16 protein-coding genes are annotated in these 21,724 nt (G+C 48.8%); 7 read left to right on the top strand and 9 right to left on the bottom strand.

Features of this window, described 5'->3' with window-relative positions; genetic code table 11:
• Window positions 1–77: 77 nt before the first annotated feature.
• The 9 genes from ACYVIY_RS15520 to ACYVIY_RS15480 all read right to left on the bottom strand — a co-directional run bounded on the left by ACYVIY_RS15520 (window position 78) and on the right by ACYVIY_RS15480 (window position 12,119).
• The gene (locus tag ACYVIY_RS15520) at window positions 78–1,199 is read right to left on the bottom strand and encodes a mechanosensitive ion channel family protein (protein WP_460977285.1); all 1,122 of its coding nucleotides are present in this window, start codon (window positions 1,197–1,199) and stop codon (window positions 78–80) included.
• A gap of 119 nt (window positions 1,200–1,318) precedes the next feature.
• On the bottom strand, window positions 1,319–2,767 hold the full coding sequence (locus tag ACYVIY_RS15515; RefSeq protein ID WP_460977284.1) for a DUF1501 domain-containing protein: 1,449 nt from the start codon (window positions 2,765–2,767) through the stop codon (window positions 1,319–1,321).
• A 54-nt stretch (window positions 2,768–2,821) separates the two neighbouring features.
• A complete protein-coding gene (locus ACYVIY_RS15510; RefSeq protein WP_460977283.1) occupies window positions 2,822–6,262 on the bottom strand; it encodes a DUF1553 domain-containing protein in 3,441 nt (1,146 codons plus the stop codon).
• 174 nt (window positions 6,263–6,436) lie between these two features.
• The gene (locus ACYVIY_RS15505) at window positions 6,437–7,963 is read right to left on the bottom strand and encodes a c-type cytochrome domain-containing protein (protein ID WP_460977282.1); all 1,527 of its coding nucleotides are present in this window, start codon (window positions 7,961–7,963) and stop codon (window positions 6,437–6,439) included.
• Window positions 7,964–7,977: 14 nt separating this feature from the next.
• Window positions 7,978–9,048, bottom strand: a complete 1,071-nt coding sequence (locus tag ACYVIY_RS15500) for an NHL repeat-containing protein (RefSeq protein ID WP_460977281.1) — start codon at window positions 9,046–9,048, stop codon at window positions 7,978–7,980.
• Between the two features lie 60 nt (window positions 9,049–9,108).
• Window positions 9,109–9,594 (bottom strand): GAF domain-containing protein, encoded by a 486-nt coding sequence (locus tag ACYVIY_RS15495; RefSeq protein WP_460977280.1) that lies wholly within the window; start codon window positions 9,592–9,594, stop codon window positions 9,109–9,111.
• 1 nt (window position 9,595) lies between these two features.
• Window positions 9,596–10,102: a hypothetical protein gene (locus ACYVIY_RS15490; RefSeq protein WP_460977279.1), complete on the bottom strand. Its 507-nt coding sequence runs from the start codon at window positions 10,100–10,102 to the stop codon at window positions 9,596–9,598.
• A 69-nt stretch (window positions 10,103–10,171) separates the two neighbouring features.
• A complete protein-coding gene (gene mreC / locus ACYVIY_RS15485) occupies window positions 10,172–11,008 on the bottom strand; it encodes a rod shape-determining protein MreC (RefSeq protein WP_460977278.1) in 837 nt (278 codons plus the stop codon).
• Between the two features lie 85 nt (window positions 11,009–11,093).
• Window positions 11,094–12,119, bottom strand: coding sequence for a rod shape-determining protein (locus ACYVIY_RS15480; protein ID WP_012930377.1), 1,026 nt, complete (start codon window positions 12,117–12,119; stop codon window positions 11,094–11,096).
• A gap of 230 nt (window positions 12,120–12,349) precedes the next feature.
• Between ACYVIY_RS15480 and ACYVIY_RS15475 the strand changes: the two genes are divergently transcribed.
• The 7 genes from ACYVIY_RS15475 (at window position 12,350) to lon (ending at window position 21,712) form a co-directional block, all read left to right on the top strand.
• A complete protein-coding gene (locus ACYVIY_RS15475; RefSeq protein ID WP_460977277.1) occupies window positions 12,350–13,834 on the top strand; it encodes a GH3 auxin-responsive promoter family protein in 1,485 nt (494 codons plus the stop codon).
• 21 nt (window positions 13,835–13,855) lie between these two features.
• Window positions 13,856–15,244: an AAA family ATPase gene (locus tag ACYVIY_RS15470; RefSeq protein ID WP_460977276.1), complete on the top strand. Its 1,389-nt coding sequence runs from the start codon at window positions 13,856–13,858 to the stop codon at window positions 15,242–15,244.
• Complete coding sequence (locus ACYVIY_RS15465; protein ID WP_460977275.1) at window positions 15,231–15,830, top strand: hypothetical protein; 600 nt, start codon at window positions 15,231–15,233, stop codon at window positions 15,828–15,830. Before ACYVIY_RS15470 ends, ACYVIY_RS15465 begins: the two co-directional genes overlap by 14 nt.
• Complete coding sequence (locus ACYVIY_RS15460; protein WP_460977274.1) at window positions 15,827–16,999, top strand: 1-deoxy-D-xylulose-5-phosphate reductoisomerase; 1,173 nt, start codon at window positions 15,827–15,829, stop codon at window positions 16,997–16,999. The genes ACYVIY_RS15465 and ACYVIY_RS15460 overlap by 4 nt, the downstream gene beginning before the upstream one ends.
• A 172-nt stretch (window positions 17,000–17,171) precedes the next feature.
• Window positions 17,172–18,491, top strand: a complete 1,320-nt coding sequence (gene rseP, locus ACYVIY_RS15455) for an RIP metalloprotease RseP (protein WP_460977273.1) — start codon at window positions 17,172–17,174, stop codon at window positions 18,489–18,491.
• A 108-nt stretch (window positions 18,492–18,599) separates the two neighbouring features.
• Window positions 18,600–19,025, top strand: a complete 426-nt coding sequence (locus ACYVIY_RS15450) for a DUF6702 family protein (RefSeq protein ID WP_460977272.1) — start codon at window positions 18,600–18,602, stop codon at window positions 19,023–19,025.
• 182 nt (window positions 19,026–19,207) lie between these two features.
• The gene (lon, locus tag ACYVIY_RS15445) at window positions 19,208–21,712 is read left to right on the top strand and encodes an endopeptidase La (protein WP_460977271.1); all 2,505 of its coding nucleotides are present in this window, start codon (window positions 19,208–19,210) and stop codon (window positions 21,710–21,712) included.
• The last annotated feature ends 12 nt before the right edge of the window (window positions 21,713–21,724 follow it).

The raw sequence follows: 21,724 nt of genomic DNA, 5'->3' as shown, positions 1-21,724 counted from the left end.
CTGGTATATATTGTAAATAAAAATGCTGGCGTGTAGTCGAAGAGCTACGTACCAGCATTTTTTCAAAGTTTTCTCGATTACTCTACGCTTTTTATCTCACGAGGCCGCAGTTCTTCAGCCAGCATCAATCGGGTTTGGGGTAATCCTTGTGGGTATTCGTCCCGAATAAATGCAATGAGTTGTTCGCGTAGGTGACACCGCAAATCAAACGCCGAAGGCGCATCCGGGGCCGATACTAATACACGCACGACAATACACGTAGGTTGGGTGTCGGTAACCTGTACCGCAAATACCTGCTGATTCCAGAGCGGATCGGCTTCGGCTAATTCGCGGGCCTTCTCTCGTACCCTGTCGACCGGAATTGTGTAATCCAAGTACAGGAAAACGGCTCCGGTAATCGAAGCATCGGAGCGGGTCCAGTTTTCGAAAGGGGTTTCGACGAAGTATGTAATGGGCAAGATCAGCCGTCGCCGGTCCCACAAGCGGACAACTACGTTGGTCAGGTTAATCTCTTCAATACGTCCCCATTCCTTTTCAACGACAACGGCATCGTCCAGCCGGATTTGCTGATTGAACGCGATTTGAATACCAGCTAATAGGTTGGCCAGCGTTTTTTGGGCTGCAAAGCCAAGCACTACCGAAACAACCCCGGCCGATGTTAACACGCTCAATCCGACCTTACGACTGCCCTGGAACGTAATCAACAGAAGCGAGCCACCAATGATAATCACCCCAAGCGCGATAATCCGCCGGACAAACCGCACCTGAGTCACGAATTTGCGCTGGGATAAGTTGATGTCCTGCGTCGTATCGTACTCACGAATAAGCAAGAGTTCGCCGACTTTAAGCAATTGAACGATCAACCAGGTGGCGATGATCAAAAAAAGAACTTCAGCGGCTTTATCGGCAACCGGATGCCGACGCAGAAAACGCTCAGATTGTACGTTCGTAGCCAGGAGGAACAGTAAGGAAGGAATAAATGCCCAGAATGCCCAGCGGACATGGATCTTAAGTAAAGCCAATGTCTGAAACGGCCGTCGACGAACGATAAACCGAATTACCTGGGTAATAATTACGTCAACAATCAAGCCGAACAGCACAGCCGAAATCAGCAGAACCCAGCCCGATATGTCGCGGTTGGGAATATAACCTGCCCACCGAATCAGGGCCCGTATCCAGGTATCGAGTTGTTGTAGCATACCGGCAAAATTAAAAAAGCCACCTTGTTTCAACGCGGCTTTCCTAAAGATGTTTGTTCGCTACGATTTCGAACCGGAGTAAAGTACCCGGTTTTAGAAGTAGGTCGGAGTATGATAATTTACGCCAGTAATGGCTTCACCACTTTGCCGTGTACATCGGTTAAGCGGTACCGGCGACCCTGGCTTTTGAAGGTCAACTTCTCGTGGTCGAGGCCTAGTAAATGCAGGACAGTGGCCTGAAAATCATGCACATGCACCGGGTCACGGACAACGTTATACCCAAACTCGTCGGTCTCGCCATAAACCACTCCTTTCCTGACGCCCGCTCCCGCCATCCAGACCGAAAACGCCCGGGGGTGATGATCACGCCCGTAATTATCGCGGGTTAGCTTGCCTTGTGAATAACTGCCTCGCCCGAACTCCCCGCCCCAGATTACGAGCGTATCGTCGAGCAAACCGCGCTGTTTTAAATCCATGATGAGCGCGGCCGAAGGCTGGTCTACGCTCTTTGTCTGGATCTTGATATCGTTAGGCAAGTTGCCGTGCTGGTCCCACCCCTGATGATACAACTGAATAAACTTGACATCTTTCTCAACGAGTTTACGGGCCAGTAAGCAGTTAGCCGCAAACGTACCGGGCTTCCGGCTATCGGGCCCGTACATATCGAAAATGTAATTGGGCTCTTTAGAAATGTCGAGCGTTTCGGGAACCGACGTCTGCATTCGATACGCCATCTCGTACTGCGCCATGCGGTTGTTGATTTCCGGGTCCAGTACGTGCTTATACTGCTCCTGATGCATTTTGGTCAGGTAATCGAGCATACGCCGACGACTTGTTTTATCGATTCCAGGCGGATTGTTCAGGTAGTACACCGGATCGGGACCCGACCGAAACACAACGCCCTGGTGGACCGATGGCAAAAAACCATTGCTCCACAACTTGGCATACAGTGGCTGATCCCCATCGCGTCCTTTCGAGAGCAAGACCACGAAAGCAGGCAAGTTTTGGTTATCGCTTCCCAGGCCATAACTGATCCACGACCCAAACGAAGGCCGACCCGCCTGCTGACTACCCGTCTGGAAGAACGTAACGGCCGGGTCATGGTTGATCGCTTCCGTATGCATCGAGCGAACAAACGTCAGATCGTCGGCGATACGTGCCGTATAGGGCAGCAACTCACTGATCCACATGCGGCCAGACCCATATTGTGCAAACTTATATTTCGACGCGGCCAACGGGAAATGACTTTGTCCAGCGGTCATACCCGTCAGACGCTGCCCTTTGCGAACAGACTCCGGCAGCTCTTTTCCCCACATGGCTTCGAGCTTCGGTTTATAGTCGAACAGCTCCAGCTGGGAAGGAGCTCCGCTCTGAAACAGGTAAATCACGCGCTTTACCTTTGGCGAAAAATGAGGTTTACCCACCGCCGGATTTTCGCCCGGTGTATTGCCAAAAAGGCTCGTCGGATTCAATAAGGACGCCAGCGCAATGGTGCCTAAACCGGCGCTGGTCTGCCCCAGGAATGTCCGGCGGCTAAGCTGATCATGAATCTGGTCCTGTATGTCCATAAAGCTAGCCAGTTAGTACGTATTGTTAATCAATTGTAATTAATTAACAATACGTTATCGTTTAATAATCGCTTCGTCGAAGTTTAGGATCGTGCTCGCTACAACCGTCCAGGCAGCCAGTTCAGTCGGGTTAAGCTTTTTGTCAACCGGGTACTCGCCCACAGACAGCAATTCCTTCGACCGCTTCGGATTTCGCCTAAAATCCGCTAGTTCTTCCGAATAAAGCTGCTTCATCAACTGAATCTCCTGCGGTCGGGCCGGTCGACTAACAATAGCCTTAAAGGCATTGTCGAGCAGCTTCTCGTCCCGCTCGCCACGAGCCATTGCCCGCTGAGCCAATACACGAGCAGCTTCGACGAATTGAGGATCATTTAGTGTAACAAGCGCCTGCAAAGGGGTACTGGTCTTCTGTCGCTTAACAATGCAGGTGTGCCGTTCGGCCGCGTCGAAATTCAGCATCATCGGTGGTGGCGACGAGCGTTTCCACATGGTATACAACGACCGGCGATACAAGCTGTCGCCTTTGCTCTGGACGTATTTAACTGCGTTACGTGTCGCTAACGCTTCCCAGATACCCGCTGGCTGATACGGGCGAACACTTGGCCCACCGATATTGCGGCTCAACAAACCACTCGCGGCTAACGCGTTATCGCGCACTTGTTCGGCCGACATCCGGTAGCTGGGTCCACGGGTCAGATACGTATTGTCGAGGTCATCCTCGCGCGCTTTTTCGGGCACACGCGACGATTGGCGGTACGTCGCCGACATAACGATCAGCTTGTGCATGGCTTTTACGTTCCAGCCCGACTGTCGGAATTTTACCGCCAGGTAGTCCAGCAGTTCGGGGTGGCTGGGCAAAGCGCCCTGATTACCAAAATCATCGCTTGTTTTGGCCAGTCCCTGCCCGAAATATTGCTGCCAGAACCGATTGACCATCACGCGGCTAAACAAAGGGTTATCGGGTTGTACCAACCACATAGCCAGGCCAAGTCGATTTTTCGGTACATTGTCGGGAATAGGCGGCAGATTATGAAGCACAGCTGGAGCAACCGCTTCACCGGGCGCGTCGTAGGCACCGCGTTTGAGCAGATGCGTTGGCCGGTTGAATTTCCGCTCCCGCATCACCATCACATCAATCTGCTCATTTAATATGCTTGTTTCTTCGCCTAGTTGTTGCTCCCGCGTCAGTCGCCGTTCCTGCACCGAACGATCTACATTCGTTACGTAGTAATCGAAAAGGGCGGCTTGTTGAGTCGGTGTGCGCTTTGGGGTACGTAGTGCAGCCTGTAGCTCGTCACGTCGCGAAAACAAACCTTGCACTTCTAACGGAGTAAGTTTCCGGTTGTATACCCGAAGCTCATCTACCGCGTAGCCTTTGTAATTGTAATCGTGACGCTGACCAATGCTGAAGTTAGGCGTTCCGGCACCCCAATTCGTTTTGCTCTTGCCCCAAATCGTACTCTGGGTTAGATGATCCGTAACGACCCGGGTACGCGCTGGAAAACCGTTGGTATAGACATGCAAGCCACTGGCCTGGCTCGTACCGTCGTAGGTTATGGTCAGGTACGTCCATTTGTTCAGCGGCAGTTTGTCGAGGGTTTCCACATCGATGGCATCGTCGGGCCAGCCATTGCTTAGGCGGAAGGCAAGCCGTCCATCCTCAAGCCGAATGCACTCGTACCCTCTGAAGCCATTAAATGGCCCCAGGCTCCGGTTAAATAAAGGACCTTTCAGTTTGGGATCCTGAACGTTGACCCAAATCCCCACGGTAAAGGGCTGATTGCGTTCGTACCAACCCGGCGGATAAACCTTCGTTTTACTTTTGCCGGTCCAGGCGTCAAACCCACCAATACCTTTCATTTGGACAAAGCTTTCGCCAACTAACCGGATACCGGCTCCGGCCGGGCTTTTAACAAACGGAATCTTGGCGTCCAGATCGCCCTGCATTTCAAGCGGCAACGTATCATTTGCCATATTCCGGTAAAGGCGACGCATACGGGGCGTAGTCGGCGCTTTCGGATCAGCAGCCTTAGCGATACTCTTCTTGTCCCCCTTTTTTGTTAGCTCATCCTTTTTCGGCTTATCGGCCAATACGTCTTCACGTTGATCGAAGGGCACATAGATGGCCAAACCCTGATCAGCGGGAAGCGATACTTTAGCCGGATCACGTTGGGCCTGAGCCAGCCACGTAGCAAAGCGTTGCTTAGCACCCGCGTTCAGATCGGTCGTTTGTTGTTGATCAACCGTTCGCATTTTCTCACGAATAAATTTCAGCTTAGCCTCTGCTTCGGGCGTTGGTAAGGTAAGGTGCGGAGCGGGCTCACCGTTGTACGGAATCTGCCCGTATTCGTTATTCTGAGCAAAAAAAGCCCCTAGCGAGTAATAATCTTTCTGTGAGATGGGATCGTATTTGTGGTCGTGACACCGGGCGCATTCAACCGTCAGGCCCAGCATCGCTTTGCCGAATGTAGCAGTTCGATCAGCGATGTATTCAGCCTGATACTCCTCCGGCACAATTCCCCCCTCCTGGCTTTGCTGATGATTCCGGTTAAAAGCGGTCGCCAGAATCATATCCTTACTGGGCTTTGGCAGCAGGTCACCGGCTAATTGCCACGTAACGAACCGGTCGAATGACAGGTTGCGGTTGAACGCCCGAATCACCCAGTCCCGGTAGGGCCACATCGTACGCATGCCATCGTCCTGATAGCCATGCGTGTCGGCGTAACGAGCTACGTCGAGCCACTCTACCGCTTGCCGCTCCCCATAATGCGGGCTGTTCAGCAGGCGATTGACTACCTTCTCATACGCGTTCGGTGATGTATCGGCCAGAAACGCATCCACCTCATCCGGCGTGGGCGGCAGCCCCGTCAGGTCCAGACTGACGCGACGTAACAGCGTCGTCATATCGGCCTCGGCTGAATGCGTTAATTTTCTGGATTCCTGCTGGGCCAGAACAAATCGGTCAATATCGTTTTTCACCCAGTTTACGTCCTTCACCTTAGGAAGTTCAGGTAAAGTTGGCGCAATCAACGACCAGTGTTCTTTGTAGGCAGCGCCCTGCTCGACCCATCGGATCAACATGGCTTTTTCCTGAGCGTTTAAGCTCAGGTTCGACTCCGGGGTAGGCATCATTACGTCTGGATCGCTACTCAGAATCCGCCGGACCAGCTCACTACCACCCAGGTCACCGGGTACGATGGCCTTATGGCCACTTTTTGTTAAGGCTTCGTAAGCGCCCTCGGGTGTGTCGAGCCGCAAACCTGCCTGCTGTTTAGCCTGATCGGGTCCATGACAGGCGAAACAACGGTCGGACAGAATAGGCTTAACGTGTAAATTATAGTCAACTGCTTCGGGAAGATCAGCCTCTGCAGCTAGTATATCCGGGGTTTTCTGAACCGATTTATGGCAGGCCGTTAACCAGACTGATGCTCCGAACAGGATTGCAGCCGAGCTAAGAAGAGCATACCTAAATCGTGTGTCAGACCAGTTACGCATACGGACAGATTGCGTTGATAATGAATCGAATCAACAAAAATACCAAAGAAATCCCCACAAAATGAGACAATACTATCTTCTTTCTGTTCAAAATTGACCTATCATTAATTAAGTCACAGAAAGCACGTATCACTATCCTGTGGGCTCTTCCTGTAGGGTTGACGTATTTCGAGATTAGTTCTTTTTGGGTTCGTCTGCTTTAGCTTCAGCCGCTTTGGCAAATTCAGCGACGGTCTGCTCATTGATCCCGCCCACAACCTCTACCGAAGGCCTTGTCTTTTTTAAGGTTGCCAATCCCTGTTCGGTTACTTTCGTTTGCCACAAGTACACCGTTTTCAGACTTTTCAACTGCGCTATTTCGGCTAAACCCGCGTCTGAAATTGAGGTACCGTATAGATTCAGGTACTCCAAATTCGTCAGACCTTTTAATTGACTAAGCCCTGCGTCTGTTACGTCAGTTTGCTCGAGGTGTAGCTTCTGAAGATTCTTAAGTTTAGCAACCTGAGCCAGCGTTACGTCTGATATATCCGTATCGCCCAGCCGCAACCAAACAATCTGTTCGCTTAACTTAGGCAGTAAAACCGCCTGCGCATCGTTGAATGTCCGGGCGTTTACGGCGCTCACTTCGACTTGATTCTGTTCTTTTGAGAGAGGAAGTACCAGCAAGCCCGTTTTCCGTAACTCGTCAACCGCCTTTACATCAGCGGCCGGAACTTTCATAGTCAGCACGGGAGACTGGGGGGCAGGACCCGACGCAACCGATGCTCCACCCGTTGCGCTAGAACCACCTGTAGCTAATGAAGCCAATACAGGCCGAATGGCATCGGTAACTTTTACCTCTGAGACCTTTTTGTCGAAAGGAGCACCCTGATCGATCCACCAGGTCAGTAATGCAATTTGCCCTTCGGTGAGTTGGTTCTTCCCTTTGGGCGGCATGTGATGATCGTCTTCCTCGGGCAGTAAGCAGCGTTTAATCAGTTCACTATCGGTTGCCTTACCCGCCACGAACACAGGCCCATCTTCACCACCTTTTTTGACCATGTCGGGGGTATCGAACCGCAGATCGCCTTTCGATTTTTCGGCGTTATGGCACTGCACACAGCGGCTTTGCAAAATCGGATTCACAATCTGCTCATACACCAGTGCCTGGTTTACGTCCGTAATTGGCTTAACGGCGATTTCCCGCCTACGGGGCGGTATACCCGCTAAGGTCCGTAAAGGTTCGGGGGTAAATTGAGTTAGGTAACCTGACCCGTGCGTGAGCGCCCCGCCGTGGTGACCAGCTGCAATCAGCAACACCAGCGCCAGCCCTAAGGCTGGTACGTACAGAACGGACCCGGCCGGAATGCGGTGGCCGAACGCATCAGATTTAACAGCCCAGGCAATCCAGGCAAACGCGGCTACACCAATGCCCTGCCACATGTGTTCGTCCAGAATCTCTTCTTCGTAGCCGCCCCCCAGCGATAGCAGATAGCCCAACGCACACGCTACCGTTGCGCTCACCGCCGACCAGAACAAGACGCTCGTGATTGCCGATTCGCTAACGCTCACTTTACCCAGTCGCCTGCCAATTTCCAGAATGGCAGCTACTACCAGAAAGCCAATAGGCAAATGGACAATTACCGGATGAAAGCGGCCAAAGAACAAGACCCAATCGGCCGGTTGCGACGAGACAGCTTGCAGAAGAAGTAAGGTGTTCATACGGGTAGGTCTGGTCAGGCGACTCGCTCCAGTTTGATGGGATACGTTTTCTTAGAATTCCACTGCGCTACGTACACGTTCTCATCGGCGTCCACAAGTACGTCGTGCGGATGGAGGAACGTGGACGTACTACGGTCTTTACGCTGCTCAGCCAGTTTATCGCCCTGGTATATAGGTTCTGAGCCGCCGGGCGTCGATACAACCCGATCGTTTTTGTCCAATATCTGAATATAGCCCGAATCAGGATACGAGTCCGACGTACTCCGAAAAACGGCTCCGTAGATATTTTGGCCGTGGATCACCGGGCGGCAGATGTATGACCCCGGTAAGGCGATCGTCGCCAGGTATTTCCCATCCAGCGAAAACCGCTTCAGGGCGTTACGTCGGCGATCAGTAATTAAGAGAGTGGGGCTGCTGGCGTTACGTCGGTCAACGACAATTCCGTGGCAGCAGTCGAATGTATCAACGGCCTCGCCTTTACCGCCCCAGTAGCGAATTAGCTTACCGGTCCGATCGTACTGCATGACGTAATTGAGTCCGTAGCCATCCACTACGTAAATATCGTCATTGGCCGGATTAACAGCGGTTTCTGTCGGCTTGAACTGGCCAGGATAAGCGTATTTTCCGGTTTCCTTCGGATAGTCCAGTTTTAATAACTCGCGTCCTTTTAGGTCCGTTTTGATGACCTGATTGCGATCCGTATCGCAAATGAGCAGATATTGGTCATTGCCTTCACCCCCTATGCTAAGGCCATGACCACCGGGGTACTCGTGTCCCCAGCTTTCGAGCAGTTCACCCGACTTATCGTAAACGAGTATATTATTTTTTGTCTCGTTGGTAAGCATCAGAATACGCCCTTTGGTATCCTGCACCATTTCGTGACAATCATTTACGGGATTTTTACCGGCGTCTAACAAGCCCCAGCCGGGCACCACCCGGTATCGGAAACCGTTATGACCAATCAGAGCGGCTTCGGCGGTACTCCGGCCGGACTTAGCCGTAAGAATTGTAGGAGCGGCAATAGCAGCCGCGGTTGCGAGTGACGCCTTCTGTACAAACGACCGACGCGAAAACGAAGAAGACATGGTGTTGCAGGGTTTACAGAAAAAGACACCAGTCTGTAAACTTTACTGCCTGACCTTATCTCAGTAAACCGTTGAAATTAAGTTGGCTACCTGCTCAAGCCCTTCAACGTCGACCTGGCTAAAATCATCGAGCTGGTCACTGTCAACATCCAGCACCATAACGACTTCACCAGCCTGGTTAAAGACAGGGACGACTACCTCAGACTTTGAAGCCGAACTGCAGGCAATATGGCCAGGAAATTGCTCAACGTCCGGCACTAAAATCGTCTCCTGGCGCGTATAAGCTGCCCCGCAAACACCCTTATCAAAGGCAATACGTGTACAGGCGATTGGTCCCTGAAACGGACCCAGCACGAGCTGGTTCTCCTTTTTCAAATAGAAACCGACCCAGAAGAATCCGAATGCCTCTTTAAGCGCAGCCGTTATATTCGCCAGGTTTGCGATCAGATCAGATTCGCCTTCGACGAGGGCAGCGATCTGCGGCAGCAACGAATCATAAACGGCTCTGCGGTCGGCAGTCTGAGGAATGATGAGTGTTTCAGCCATGTTAGTTTCTTGTGAAGAATTGAATCAATAACACACTTACGCTGGTTAGCAACGTACTGGCCGCTACCCGAATCAGCGTAGGAATCAGTAACGCTACGCTACTGGCTTCAATAAAAAACAACGCCGAGTGGTGAATTAACGCCATTATAAACACGTACCGAAAAAAAGGCCCTGTACCGAGTTCCTGCAACGAGAATTCGATTCGGGATTCCATACCTGGAACATCAATCTGGGCTCGAACGACCAACGGGCGACAATAGGCCATTAGTACCGTAGCGGCAGCGTGCATGCCCAGCGTGTTATAGAACGTATCGATGATGATACCCGTAGCAAATCCAATCAACAGCAACCAGGTCATGCTCATCTCATTGGGTAACAGCAGGATGCAGGCGATATAAATAAAGCAGAACGCATAATCGAATAAGACAATATTTCGCGCAAGCAAAATCTGCAGGGCTAAATACAGCACGAAAAGTAGGGTAGTCGTAATTATTTCGCGCAGGGTCATGCTGTAATCAAACGGTCAATAGTGAGTGGCGGAGTGAGTCGTCTTCTGAACAACCCGTTACCTGAAAACTTATTTTTCAGTTTCTACCTGTTTTTCTAATTGCTCCTGCTCGCCTTGCAGGCTATTTTCTACGACATACACAAATGCCAGACTACTGAAGTTGGTAGACAGGTCCAGCGTAATGTCATGGAAAACCCGGTTTGGCTGAACGCCAATGCTTCGAACGCGGCCAACCAGGATGCCAGGCGGGAACGTTGAATTACGCTCCGACGTCACCACCGAATCCCCTTTGCTGACGGGCTTGGTGAGCGAAATATCGTTTAGCTTTATCAGGTGCGGGTCTACTCCATCCCAGCGTGCGGTTCCGATCTCTTCCGCTTTTGTCAACGCCGATGACACCAGGAAACTGGAATGTAGAATTGAGGTAACTACTGAAAAATGCTGATTACACGTTTTCACGCGACCCACCACACCCGTCGGTGAAATAACACCCATGCCGGGCCGAATCCCGTCATCCGTACCCTTATCGATGGTAATGTAGTTGTTGGCAAACTGCGTGGTGTTGTTCACCACTTTAGCCACTGTAAACTTGAACCGGTTGGCGAAGGCGGAGTCGGCCTGATATTCGTCGGGTGCCGCGGGCTTACTCTGAAGCAATTTGGTTAATCGATCGCGAAGACGTTGATTCTCCTGAGCTAAGTCAGCGTTTACCTGGCGCAGGCTGGCGTACTCATTGGCTGCGTTCGACCACGCCAGAACCTGAGCTGCGTAGCGATTCGACGTATTAAAATACGTAGCACTCCAGTAATTGCTCGTGTTAATGATGAAGTAAAAGCAAAGGACTTCCAGCAACACGAACAAGATGAAGTTTCGACTTCGAAGGAAAAAGTCAACTAACTCTCCCATTAGATTAAAAACTGTAGCCTGGAAATCAGTCCGGAAGCCTATCCTCAGCTATCCAGACTAATTCCCAGGCTACATGTCTGACTTCTTAGCTAATTAGTACCGACCGGTACATATCCAGGTTTTTAATCACTTCGCCGGTACCTTTCACAACCGCCTTGAGCGGATCATCGGCTACGTGAATTGGCAGTTTGGTTTTTGCACCTAATCGCTTGTCCAGCCCGTGCAGGAGAGCGCCACCTCCGGTCAGGTGAATACCGTTCGTATAAATATCGGCCGACAGCTCCGGGGGCGAAATCTCGAGGGCTTTCATAGTAGCCTCCTCAATCTTCGAGATGGATTTGTCGAGTGCGTACGCGATTTCGCTGTACGTAACCTTAATCTCTTTCGGAATACCCGTCATCAAATCACGGCCCCGGATTTCATAATCAGACGGTGGATTATCGAGTTCGGGCAGCGCCGACCCAACTTCCATCTTGATCTGCTCAGCCGATCGCTCCCCGATGAGCAAATTGTGCTCCCGACGCATGTAATCAACAATATCGCGGGTGAATACGTCGCCTGCGATACGTATCGACTGTTCGCACACAATCCCCGACAGGGCAATTACTGCAATTTCAGTCGTTCCGCCCCCAATATCGACAATCATTGTGCCATTGGGCTGCGTAATGTCAATGCCAATGCCAATAGCGGCTGCAATTGGCTCGTGCACCATGTATACTTCTTTGGCACCAGCGTGTTCAGCCGAGTCTTTAACGGCTCGCTTTTCCACTTCGGTAATGCCGGAAGGAATACAGATGACCATCCGGTGCGAAGGCGAAAACAGCTTACTGCCGGTATCGATCATCTTAATCATGCCCCGAATCATTAGTTCGGCGGCCGTAAAATCGGCAATTACCCCGTCTTTTAGCGGGCGAATTGTCTTGATATTTTCATTGGTCTTTTCATGCATCTGCATGGCCTTGTGGCCAATAGCCAGCACTTTACCGCTGACTTTGTCCATTGCTATAATCGAAGGCTCATCCACCACAATCCGATCCTTGTGAATAATCAAGGTATTCGCCGTGCCCAGGTCAATCGCAATGTCGCTGGTTAAAAAATTGAAAAGTCCCATTTCAGGTTGGCTATTAGGCCTTAATGCGCGTACAGTTTTTTGAAAGGTTTGCAAAAATATAGATTATTCAAGACAAACTACGCCCCCCCTTGAATAGAACACGCTATTTTTCAAATGACAATCAGACATATGAGTAATGGGTTACCCAAAAACACCGGTATATGCCGTTCATTCAAGCACAACCCATTTTGCATTATTCATTGTCTATTATACATTACTTTTGCGAAATCATGGGAATTCGTTCGGTATTGAGTAAACCATTGGCCAAGTGGGTCGTAGAACGGCAGCGCGACTGGATGTACCAGCCGGCCGAATCCCAGCAGCGCTGGTTCAGGCGGTTAGTAGCAGAAGGACGTAATACGGTGTTTGGCCGCGACCATCACTTTCATGACATTCAATCAGTTGACGAATTTCGCCAAGCTGTTCCCGTTCGCGATTACGAAGAGTTAAAGCCTTATGTCGAGCAAATTCTGGCCGGAGGCACCGATATACTCTGGAAAGGAAAGCCTTTATACTTCGCTAAAACGTCGGGTACAACTTCCGGAACGAAATACATTCCCATCACTCGCGACTCGATTCCGAACCATATTGACTCGGCCCGCGATGCCCTGCTGAATTATATTCACGAAACTGGCAACGGCGCTTTTCTGGATAAGAAGCTGATTTTCCTCTCCGGTAGCCCCGAACTCGATCAGAAAGCAGGGATTAACATTGGCCGACTATCGGGTATTGCCAATCACCACGTACCAGCGTATCTACGTACCAATCAGTTGCCCAGCTACGAAACCAATACCATCGACGATTGGGAAACCAAGCTGGAACGTATCATTGATGAAACGTTAACGCAGCCGATGTCGCTCATCTCGGGCATACCGCCCTGGGTGCAGATGTACTTCGACCGAATTCAGGAGCGTACCGGCAAGATGATCAAAGATGTCTTCCCTGATTTTTCGGTGTTTGTCTACGGTGGCGTCAATTTCGAGCCATATCGTGCCAAACTTTACGAAAGTATTGGCAAACGCATCGATTCGATCGAAACGTATCCAGCCTCGGAGGGCTTCATTGCCTTTCAGGATACGCAGACCGAGGAAGGCTTATTGATGCTGCTCGACAGCGGCATCTTTTTCGAGTTCATTGCCGCCGACGAGTACTTTACCGAAAACCCGCGCCGACTCACAATTGACGAGGTGGAGCTGGGTAAGAATTACGCAGTAATCATCAATAACAACGCGGGTTTGTGGGGCTACTCGATTGGCGATACGGTGAAGTTTGTGTCTCGTGATCCATATCGATTACTTGTAACGGGACGTATCAAGCATTTTATTTCAGCTTTCGGCGAGCACGTTATTGGCGAAGAAGTTGAAAAAGCGTTACAGTACGCGATGCAGCAACATCCCGAAGCGGAGGTGGTTGAGTTTACGGTTGCCCCCATGGTTAGCCCGAAGGAAGGCCTCCCCTATCATGAATGGTTCGTAGAGTTTGCGACTCCGCCTAACGACGCTACTGCCTTCGCCCGCGACCTGGATAAGCACCTGATCAAACTTAATGTATATTACGACGACCTCATCACAGGTGCCATCTTGCAACCGCTGAAGCTAACGAGTCTGCCGCGCGGTGCTTTTCAACGGTATATGAAGTCGCAGGGTAAATTAGGTGGCCAAAACAAAGTACCCCGCCTGGCTAACGACCGAAACATCGCAGATGGGTTATTATAAATTCTTAAAACGGCTTAGACAATGAAAATAACTGGCATTGACATTAGTGATTATCGTCAGTTTAAAAATATAAATTTTGATTTTACTTATCCCGCTGACCATCCAAAAGGAGGTCAACCATTAGAAAAAGTATGCTTTATAGGACAGAGTGGAACTGGAAAAACGACGTTATTAAATATTATTTGGAATTTTTTTACGATTAATGACGACGGGTATCAGCTCCTTAAAAGAAAGCAACTTGCCAGAGCTCACTCTGTAGATCCTTACCGCATATTCGAAAAAGTAGCAGTGACGGCAGATACAAATGGGAAAACTATTCGGTTGGATCATCGTATCTTCAAGAACTACGAAGACAGCCTTTTTGAAAATTTATCGGTTATCTCAAGCAGTATCGAGTGGCTACTAGAATCCCAAATACAAGAGGACATTGAAACAATTGACAAACTGTGTTTATATATAGATGATTCTTCTATCAATCATTCGTATACTCTAACTGCTAATAGAAACGAAAGTATTTTTGGAGACAAAACTTATGTAGCAAATAGTAATGACGTTTTTCTAGCTAACGAAAAAAGAGAAGAGGCCACGTTTAAATTAACTAGTTCAAAAGTAATGGCTTTACAATCTTTAGATAGCCGCTATTTATGGAGTTACTTGCTAAATGATATAGATAAATATGATGAAAATTTAAAAAAAATAGCAATTAACCTAATTCAAAAAAATGGCAGTTTTTCTCCAAATCGATTAGCCGATAATTTAAGAAAATGGCAAGAAGAGAATCCTAACCCTAAAATTGATATAGCTGATAACTGTCTAAACCCGATGTTAGAAAATTTCTTTTTAGAAGTTGACATAGAAGGCACTGAGGCACCAATAGTTATAAAGACCAAAAGTGGTACGCACTTAACCTATGACACTTTAAGCACAGGAACAAAGCAGCTATTAGTAACCGCTATCTCTATCTATAAAAGTCGAACTAACAGAGGAGTTATTCTATTTGACGAGCCAGAACGTTCCTTATTTCCTGATATTCAACGCGACTTAGTTAAATATTACACTTCGCTTGCGCCTGAAGCACAATTCTTCTTTGCTACTCACTCTCCAATTATTGCATCAGCTTTTGAGCCATGTGAACGGTTCATATTGTATTTCAATGAAAATGGTGAGGTAGAATGTCATAATGGTGTGGCTCCAGTTGGCGATGACCCGAATGACGTATTGAGACAAGATTTCGGTATGAGTCCATTAATGTTGGACGAAGGTGTTGAAGCATATAGACATTATCTTGATCTAACTACAAAGATCAAAAAAGAGCCAAATACTGAACGTAAGATGGAGTTAATTGCTGAGCGGTCAGTCCTTGGAAACAAGTATAATTTTTCTGCAACGAGTGCTGATGAGACGAATTAAGAAGAATTCAGATTCGCTCATTTTGAAAGAAGGCTTATCATATCAAAAAGGTGACGGTAAGCGTATTGCTGAGCTTCTGAGAGAAGAGCAAAATCATATTTGCGCGTATACCGAAGAATACCTTGGCCGGGCAGATAAAGCAGATGTAGAACATTTTGATCCGTCACTTAAACCAACTGATCAGGACGGGTATCAAAATTGGTTTCTGGTTAAGTCCCAATGGAATGTAGAAAAAGGAAAGACAGCACGTTGGAATAAGCATCAACCACTGATGCACCCTACGGAGGAAGATTTTGAGACTCGCATTATATACGATAGAGGACGTTATATACTTGCTCATGAGAATGATATTGAGGCTCGAAATCTAAGAGATTATTTGAAGCTCGATGATGAGGAGTTAGCCAAACAACGGGTATATTATATACAGCGAATACAAGAGGAGATCGCTCTGTCTGGACTATCAAATCAGGACTTTATAGACTGGAGATTAAGATCACCTCGATATCGTAGCACGATCTATTATATCCGAGCCATTGAAGAAGAGTTGAACGTTAGAGTCAACTTTGATTTGCTGAAGACAACATGACCAACATTAAAAAACGCCATATCGCCATTCTTGGCTCGACCGGCTCCATCGGAACGCAGGCCGTAGAGGTGATAAAAGCTCATCCTGACCAGTTTCAGGCGGAGGTGCTGACGACCAATACCAATGCTGACTTACTTATTCAGCAGGCCATCGAGTTGAAGCCGAACGTAGTTGTCATCTGCAATGAAGATCGCTATGACCAGGTGTTTTCAGCCCTCGACCCGCTGGGAATAAAGGTATATGCCGGGCTCAAGGCGATTGCTTCCGTCGTTCAGATGGATACCGTTGATATGGTGCTTACCGCCATGGTCGGTTACGCGGGTCTACTACCCACGATCAAAGCAATAGAAGCCGGTAAATCCATTGCTCTGGCCAATAAAGAAACGCTGGTAGTGGCTGGCGAACTGATTACGCAGCTAGCCGCCCAAAAGGGTGTGAACATCTACCCGGTCGACTCGGAGCACTCGGCAATTTTCCAGTGCCTGGTTGGTGAATTTCATAACCCGATTGAGAAAATAATTCTGACGGCTTCCGGCGGTCCATTCAGGGGTAAATCACGCGAGTTCCTGGCAACGGTGACCAAAGCGCAGGCCCTGAAACATCCGAACTGGACAATGGGTGCTAAAATTACCATCGATTCGGCTACCTTAATGAATAAAGGGTTGGAGGTCATCGAGGCCAAGTGGCTGTTTGGACTTCGGCCTGATCAAGTCGACGTAGTGGTTCACCCGCAGAGCATCATTCATTCGCTGGTGCAGTTTGAAGATGGAAGCTTGAAAGCACAGATGGGCTTACCCGATATGCGCCTGCCCATTCAATTCGCGTTGGGATATCCCAACCGTTTAAAATCTGATTTTCCGCGCTTTAACTTCCTGGATTATCCGTCCCTCACATTTGAGCAGCCCGATATGGATACGTTCTCTAACTTGCGGTTGGCGTTCGAGGCACTGGCGCGAGGGGGTAATGCTCCTTGCATTATCAATGCCGCCAATGAGGTTGCCGTTGATGCTTTCCTACACGACCAGATTGGTTTCCTCGAGATTTCGGAGATTATTGCGTCTTGTCTGGCCAAAGCGACCTTTGTTCAACAACCCGTGTACGATGATTACGTACGTAGCGACGACGAAGTTCGACGATTAGCGGCTGAGCGAATCAAAACTTTGGTTTAGGTGTTTGTACAGTAAGTGTTATCCCCAACGTTTTCAAGTAGATGGAATACTGGCTTTGGTTTGTTATTGGCATTGCGCTTGGCGTTTTCCTACTCAGAGCACTTAAACGTCGTTCGAAGTAACTAGTCCAGTTTGCTCATTTGTAAATCCGTATTACCTCAGTTCTGAATAAATGGAAATTTTAGTGATGGCAGGGCAGCTCATTCTGGGCTTGTCCATTTTAGTAGGCTTACATGAATTAGGGCACTTGCTGGCGGCAAAGGCGTTCGGCATGCGCGTTGAGCAATATTTTATTGGTTTCCCACCCAAGATATGGAGCATTAAACGGGGTGAAACAGAATACGGAGTCGGAGCTATTCCGCTAGGTGGCTTTGTTAAAATTACCGGTATGATTGACGAGTCGCTGGATACCGCTCATACGCTAACGGAACCCCAACCCTACGAATTTAGAGCTAAACCAGCCTGGCAGCGCCTTATCGTTATGCTCGGCGGTATTATCGTTAACGTAATTGTCGGTATTCTGATTTTTGTGGTTCTGTCGTACAAAAATGGGCATACGTATCTGGCTGCCAAAGACGCTAAGTATGGTATAGTAGCTTACGACTTGGCTAAGAGCATCGGCTTGCGTACGGGTGATAAAATTGTGAAGGTCAACGGCAAGGAGATTACCAATTTTGAAGAAGCGCTTGACGTTTCTAATGTCTTTCTCGGCACAAACAGTTCGTACACGGTTGAGCGCAATGGCCAACTCATTGACATCGATATTCCCAATGATTTTGTCGATAAGTTAGTAGACAAGAAAAAAGCGTTGCAGTTCATCGAGCCTATTGAACCCTTTAAAGTTAAGGAGATAGCCCCCGGACAGCCCGCCGAAAAAGCAGGCTTAAAAGCAGGCGACGTAATCACGAGCGTTAACGGCAAGCCAATTCGTTTCTACCACGAATTTACTGAACTTGTCAAACCGCTTAAGCGCAAACCCGTCACTATGGGTGTTAACCGAAATGGGCAGGACGTAACGCTCAAGATGACCACCACTGAAGAGGGCACAATCGGCTTTTATCCTGAATTTCTGCTTAAACTCACGACTCAGGAATATACCTTCGGAGAGGCCATATCAGTTGGTACGCAACGAGCCTTTCAGGTCGTTTACGACAACATAAAAGGATTCGGCAAGATATTCCGGGGTGAAGTTTCGGCGTCGAAAGCGCTAAGTGGCCCGATTGGTATTGCTCAGAATTTGTTTGGCGGAATCTGGGTATGGGATCGCTTCTGGACAGTTACCGGACTACTGTCGATGGCACTTGCATTTATGAATGCGCTTCCCATTCCGGCTTTAGACGGTGGACACGCTACGATCCTGAGTTATGAGATCATTTCGGGTCGCAAGCCTTCTGATCGCTTTCTGGAAGCAGCGCAACGGGTGGGTATGGTCATCTTGTTGGGACTGATGGCCTTTGCTATCTTCAACGATGTATTTAAAGCTGTTTTCTAGATCTTGAAAGGGGTAAAGCTTCGTTTTCTCATATTGTTTATTGTGGCCGGTTGTCTATTTGGCGGCCGGCCCTTAACGCTTCATGACTTCCATGCCAGCGTTACGCAGATGCAGTACAATCAAAAAAACCGTGTCTTTGAAATCAGCATTCGGATTTTTACGGATGACTTCGAGAAGGCACTTTCGGAGGAATATAAAACTAAAGTTCATTTATCAAGTACGCCTTCGGCAGACCGTTCAAGCGATAAAAACGGTCCATTAATCGAAAAATACATCCGTTCCCACTTTGCCTACGTAAATGCCCAAAAACAGACCAAACCCTTTGATTATGTGGGACATGAGGTCGAAGCTGATGCCAACTGGCTCTATCTCGAAATGCCTTATGCCGAACCTTTCAAGGGAGGTTTACTGAAGCAGAATGTGTTGATGGAGACCTTTGACGATCAGGTCAATATGGTTAACATAAACTACCTTGGCCAGAAAAAAACGTTTGTTTTTCGCAAAAACCAGCCCATTCAGGACATTTCTTTCTGATTAATAAATTTATTAGGGCTATGGGTTGCTAGTTTAGTTATTTTGTGAGAGTAACGCCGGGTCCGCCGTCTCGTCAGAAGAGAACGAACTGGCACAGGCCTTGCGAGTACTTTATCCCCTGACTTTTCTGCAAGTAACAGACACCTACATGTAATGAAAGCTGTCACATTGGCAGTGCACTTATGATTTCAAATAAAGAGTTAACTACCCGTTTGTTGCTGGCCGATTTCGACTCGGACAATCTGGAGATTGTTCCACTAGGATCGCCGGAGGGTTTGGATGATGATTATGACCTTCCAGCGAACCTGCCCATTTTGCCGGTTCGGAATACTGTGTTGTTTCCAGGCATGGTGATTCCCGTTACGGTGGGACGCTCGAAATCGATACGGCTGGTCAAAAAAGCTTACAAAGGCAACCGAATAATCGGCGTGACCGCCCAATTGAATCAGCAGAAAGATGAACCTACTGTCGACGATCTATATCGGTTCGGCACAGTAGCTTATATTATTAAGATGATTACGCTGCCCGATGGTAATATTACCATTATCATTCAGGGTAAAAAGCGCTTCGAAATTCAGCAAATCACTCAGGAAGACCCGTACATGACGGCCAAGGTTCGCCAGATTGACGACGTATTTCCGAATGTGAACAAGAAAGAAGGAAAAGCACTGCTTCAATCGTTGAAGGATGCGGCCTACAAGATGTTACGTCTCAATCCTGAGATTCCGCAGGAGGCCCGCATTGCTTTGGATAACATCGAGAGTCCAACCTTTTTGCTGCACTTTCTGTCCTCGAACATCAACGCCGACGTAGCGGATAAGCAGCGCCTGCTCGAAACCCTGGAAGGCAACCAACAGGCTAACCTCTTGCTGGAATATATGCTCCGGGAAGTGCAATTGCTTGAGTTAAAGCGCGAAATCCAATCGAAAGCGTCGTCTGACCTCGACCAGCAGCAGCGTGATTATTACCTGCGCCAGCAAATGAAGGTGCTGCAGGACGAGTTGGGCATGGATAATCCCGACCGCGACATCGATGAGCTACGCATAAAAGCTGACGCCAAGAAATGGCCGACCGAGGTTCGTGCTCACTTTGAGAAAGAACTTAATAAGTTGCAGCGTATCAACCCCATGGCTCCGGAATACCCGGTTACGATGAATTACATCGAGCTGATGGTTGATTTGCCCTGGAACGAATACACAAAGGATAATTTCGACCTGAAACGGGCGCAGAAAATTCTGGATACCGATCATTTCGGGCTCGAGAAAGTGAAAGAACGGATCATTGAGTACCTCGCCGTTCTGAAACTGAAGAACGACATGAAAGCGCCCATTCTGTGTCTTTATGGCCCTCCCGGCGTTGGTAAAACCTCGTTGGGTAAGTCGGTTGCTAAAGCGCTAGGCCGTAAGTATAGCCGTATGGCCCTGGGCGGGGTGCACGATGAAGCCGAGATTCGCGGTCACCGGAAAACGTATATCGGTGCCATGCCGGGCAAGATTATCCAGAACATTCGCAAGTGCGGCACTGCAAATCCGGTGTTTATTCTGGATGAAATCGACAAGGTTAGCTCTGACTTCCGGGGTGACCCATCATCGGCGCTGCTGGAGGTACTCGATCCGGAACAGAACTCAACGTTTATGGACAATTATCTCGAAACAGAGTTCGATCTGTCGCGCGTGTTGTTCATAGCCACAGCGAATTCATTGGATACCATCCACCCCGCGCTACGTGATCGGATGGAAATCATTGATATCGCTGGGTATACTGTTGAAGAAAAAGTACAGATTGCCAAAAAGTACCTGATTCCAAAGCAACGGAAAGATCATGGCCTGAAACCGAAAGATCTGGTTATCGAAGATAAAGCCGTTTTACGTATCATTGAAGGCTACACGCGTGAGTCGGGAGTACGTAATCTAGAGCAAAAAATTGGTGCCTTAGTTCGGAAAGTGGCGAAGTCGATCGCGATGGAGGAAGAGTACAACCATACGATCAAAGCGGCTGATATTCCCAAAATGCTTGGTGCCGAGATCTTTGACAAAGAGCTGTACGCCGACGACGACATTGCGGGTATTGTTACCGGTCTCGCCTGGACACAGGTCGGTGGCGAAATCCTGCTGATCGAATCCAGTCTAAGCCGGGGCAAAGGGGTGTTGACCTTGTCCGGACAGCTTGGCGACGTCATGAAAGAATCGGCCATTACGGCCCTTTCTTACCTGAAAGCGCATGCCGATACGTTAGGAATAGACTACCGGATTTTCAGTAATTACGATCTGCATATTCACATTCCGGCCGGTGCCGTTCCGAAAGACGGTCCATCAGCGGGTATCACGATGCTGACGTCGATGACATCCATCTACACCCAGCGGAAGGTGCGACCGTATCTGGCCATGACTGGTGAAATTACCTTGCGCGGCAAGGTTCTTCCGGTAGGTGGTATCAAAGAAAAGATTCTGGCGGCTAACCGGGCCGGCGTGAAAGAGATTATCTTGTGTTCGAAGAACCGAAAAGATATCGAAGAGATCAATCAGACCTATATCAAAGAGTTGAAATTTCATTACGTAGATACGGTTGATCAGGTACTGGAATTTGCGTTGCTACCCGAACAGGTTGGTAAACCGATGCAATTTATTTTACCCGACGACGATACCGCATCCCGAAAAGAGCAACGCGAGGTCGAGCGAATCTATTAAGTGAGAGAAAAC

The sequence above is a fragment of the Spirosoma knui genome (genome assembly GCF_054780635.1).
Note: the sequence above shows the minus strand (reverse complement) of the source record. Positions and strands in the feature narration are given on the sequence as shown.

What these genes read in the sequence shown, in the direction of transcription:
- ACYVIY_RS15490 (WP_460977279.1), bottom strand. Translation starts at nt 10,102, where the DNA reads ATGACCCTGCGCGAAATAATTACGACTACCCTACTTTTCGTGCTGTAT.
- ACYVIY_RS15505 (WP_460977282.1), bottom strand. Translation starts at nt 7,963, where the DNA reads ATGAACACCTTACTTCTTCTGCAAGCTGTCTCGTCGCAACCGGCCGAT.
- ACYVIY_RS15500 (WP_460977281.1), bottom strand. Translation starts at nt 9,048, where the DNA reads ATGTCTTCTTCGTTTTCGCGTCGGTCGTTTGTACAGAAGGCGTCACTC.
- ACYVIY_RS15510 (WP_460977283.1), bottom strand. Translation starts at nt 6,262, where the DNA reads ATGCGTAACTGGTCTGACACACGATTTAGGTATGCTCTTCTTAGCTCG.
- ACYVIY_RS15450 (WP_460977272.1), top strand. Translation starts at nt 18,600, where the DNA reads ATGCAGTACAATCAAAAAAACCGTGTCTTTGAAATCAGCATTCGGATT.
- ACYVIY_RS15470 (WP_460977276.1), top strand. Translation starts at nt 13,856, where the DNA reads ATGAAAATAACTGGCATTGACATTAGTGATTATCGTCAGTTTAAAAAT.
- ACYVIY_RS15475 (WP_460977277.1), top strand. Translation starts at nt 12,350, where the DNA reads ATGGGAATTCGTTCGGTATTGAGTAAACCATTGGCCAAGTGGGTCGTA.
- rseP (WP_460977273.1), top strand. Translation starts at nt 17,172, where the DNA reads ATGGAAATTTTAGTGATGGCAGGGCAGCTCATTCTGGGCTTGTCCATT.
- ACYVIY_RS15515 (WP_460977284.1), bottom strand. Translation starts at nt 2,767, where the DNA reads ATGGACATACAGGACCAGATTCATGATCAGCTTAGCCGCCGGACATTC.
- ACYVIY_RS15460 (WP_460977274.1), top strand. Translation starts at nt 15,827, where the DNA reads ATGACCAACATTAAAAAACGCCATATCGCCATTCTTGGCTCGACCGGC.
- ACYVIY_RS15520 (WP_460977285.1), bottom strand. Translation starts at nt 1,199, where the DNA reads ATGCTACAACAACTCGATACCTGGATACGGGCCCTGATTCGGTGGGCA.
- ACYVIY_RS15480 (WP_012930377.1), bottom strand. Translation starts at nt 12,119, where the DNA reads ATGGGACTTTTCAATTTTTTAACCAGCGACATTGCGATTGACCTGGGC.
- mreC (WP_460977278.1), bottom strand. Translation starts at nt 11,008, where the DNA reads ATGGGAGAGTTAGTTGACTTTTTCCTTCGAAGTCGAAACTTCATCTTG.
- ACYVIY_RS15495 (WP_460977280.1), bottom strand. Translation starts at nt 9,594, where the DNA reads ATGGCTGAAACACTCATCATTCCTCAGACTGCCGACCGCAGAGCCGTT.
- ACYVIY_RS15465 (WP_460977275.1), top strand. Translation starts at nt 15,231, where the DNA reads ATGAGACGAATTAAGAAGAATTCAGATTCGCTCATTTTGAAAGAAGGC.
- lon (WP_460977271.1), top strand. Translation starts at nt 19,208, where the DNA reads ATGATTTCAAATAAAGAGTTAACTACCCGTTTGTTGCTGGCCGATTTC.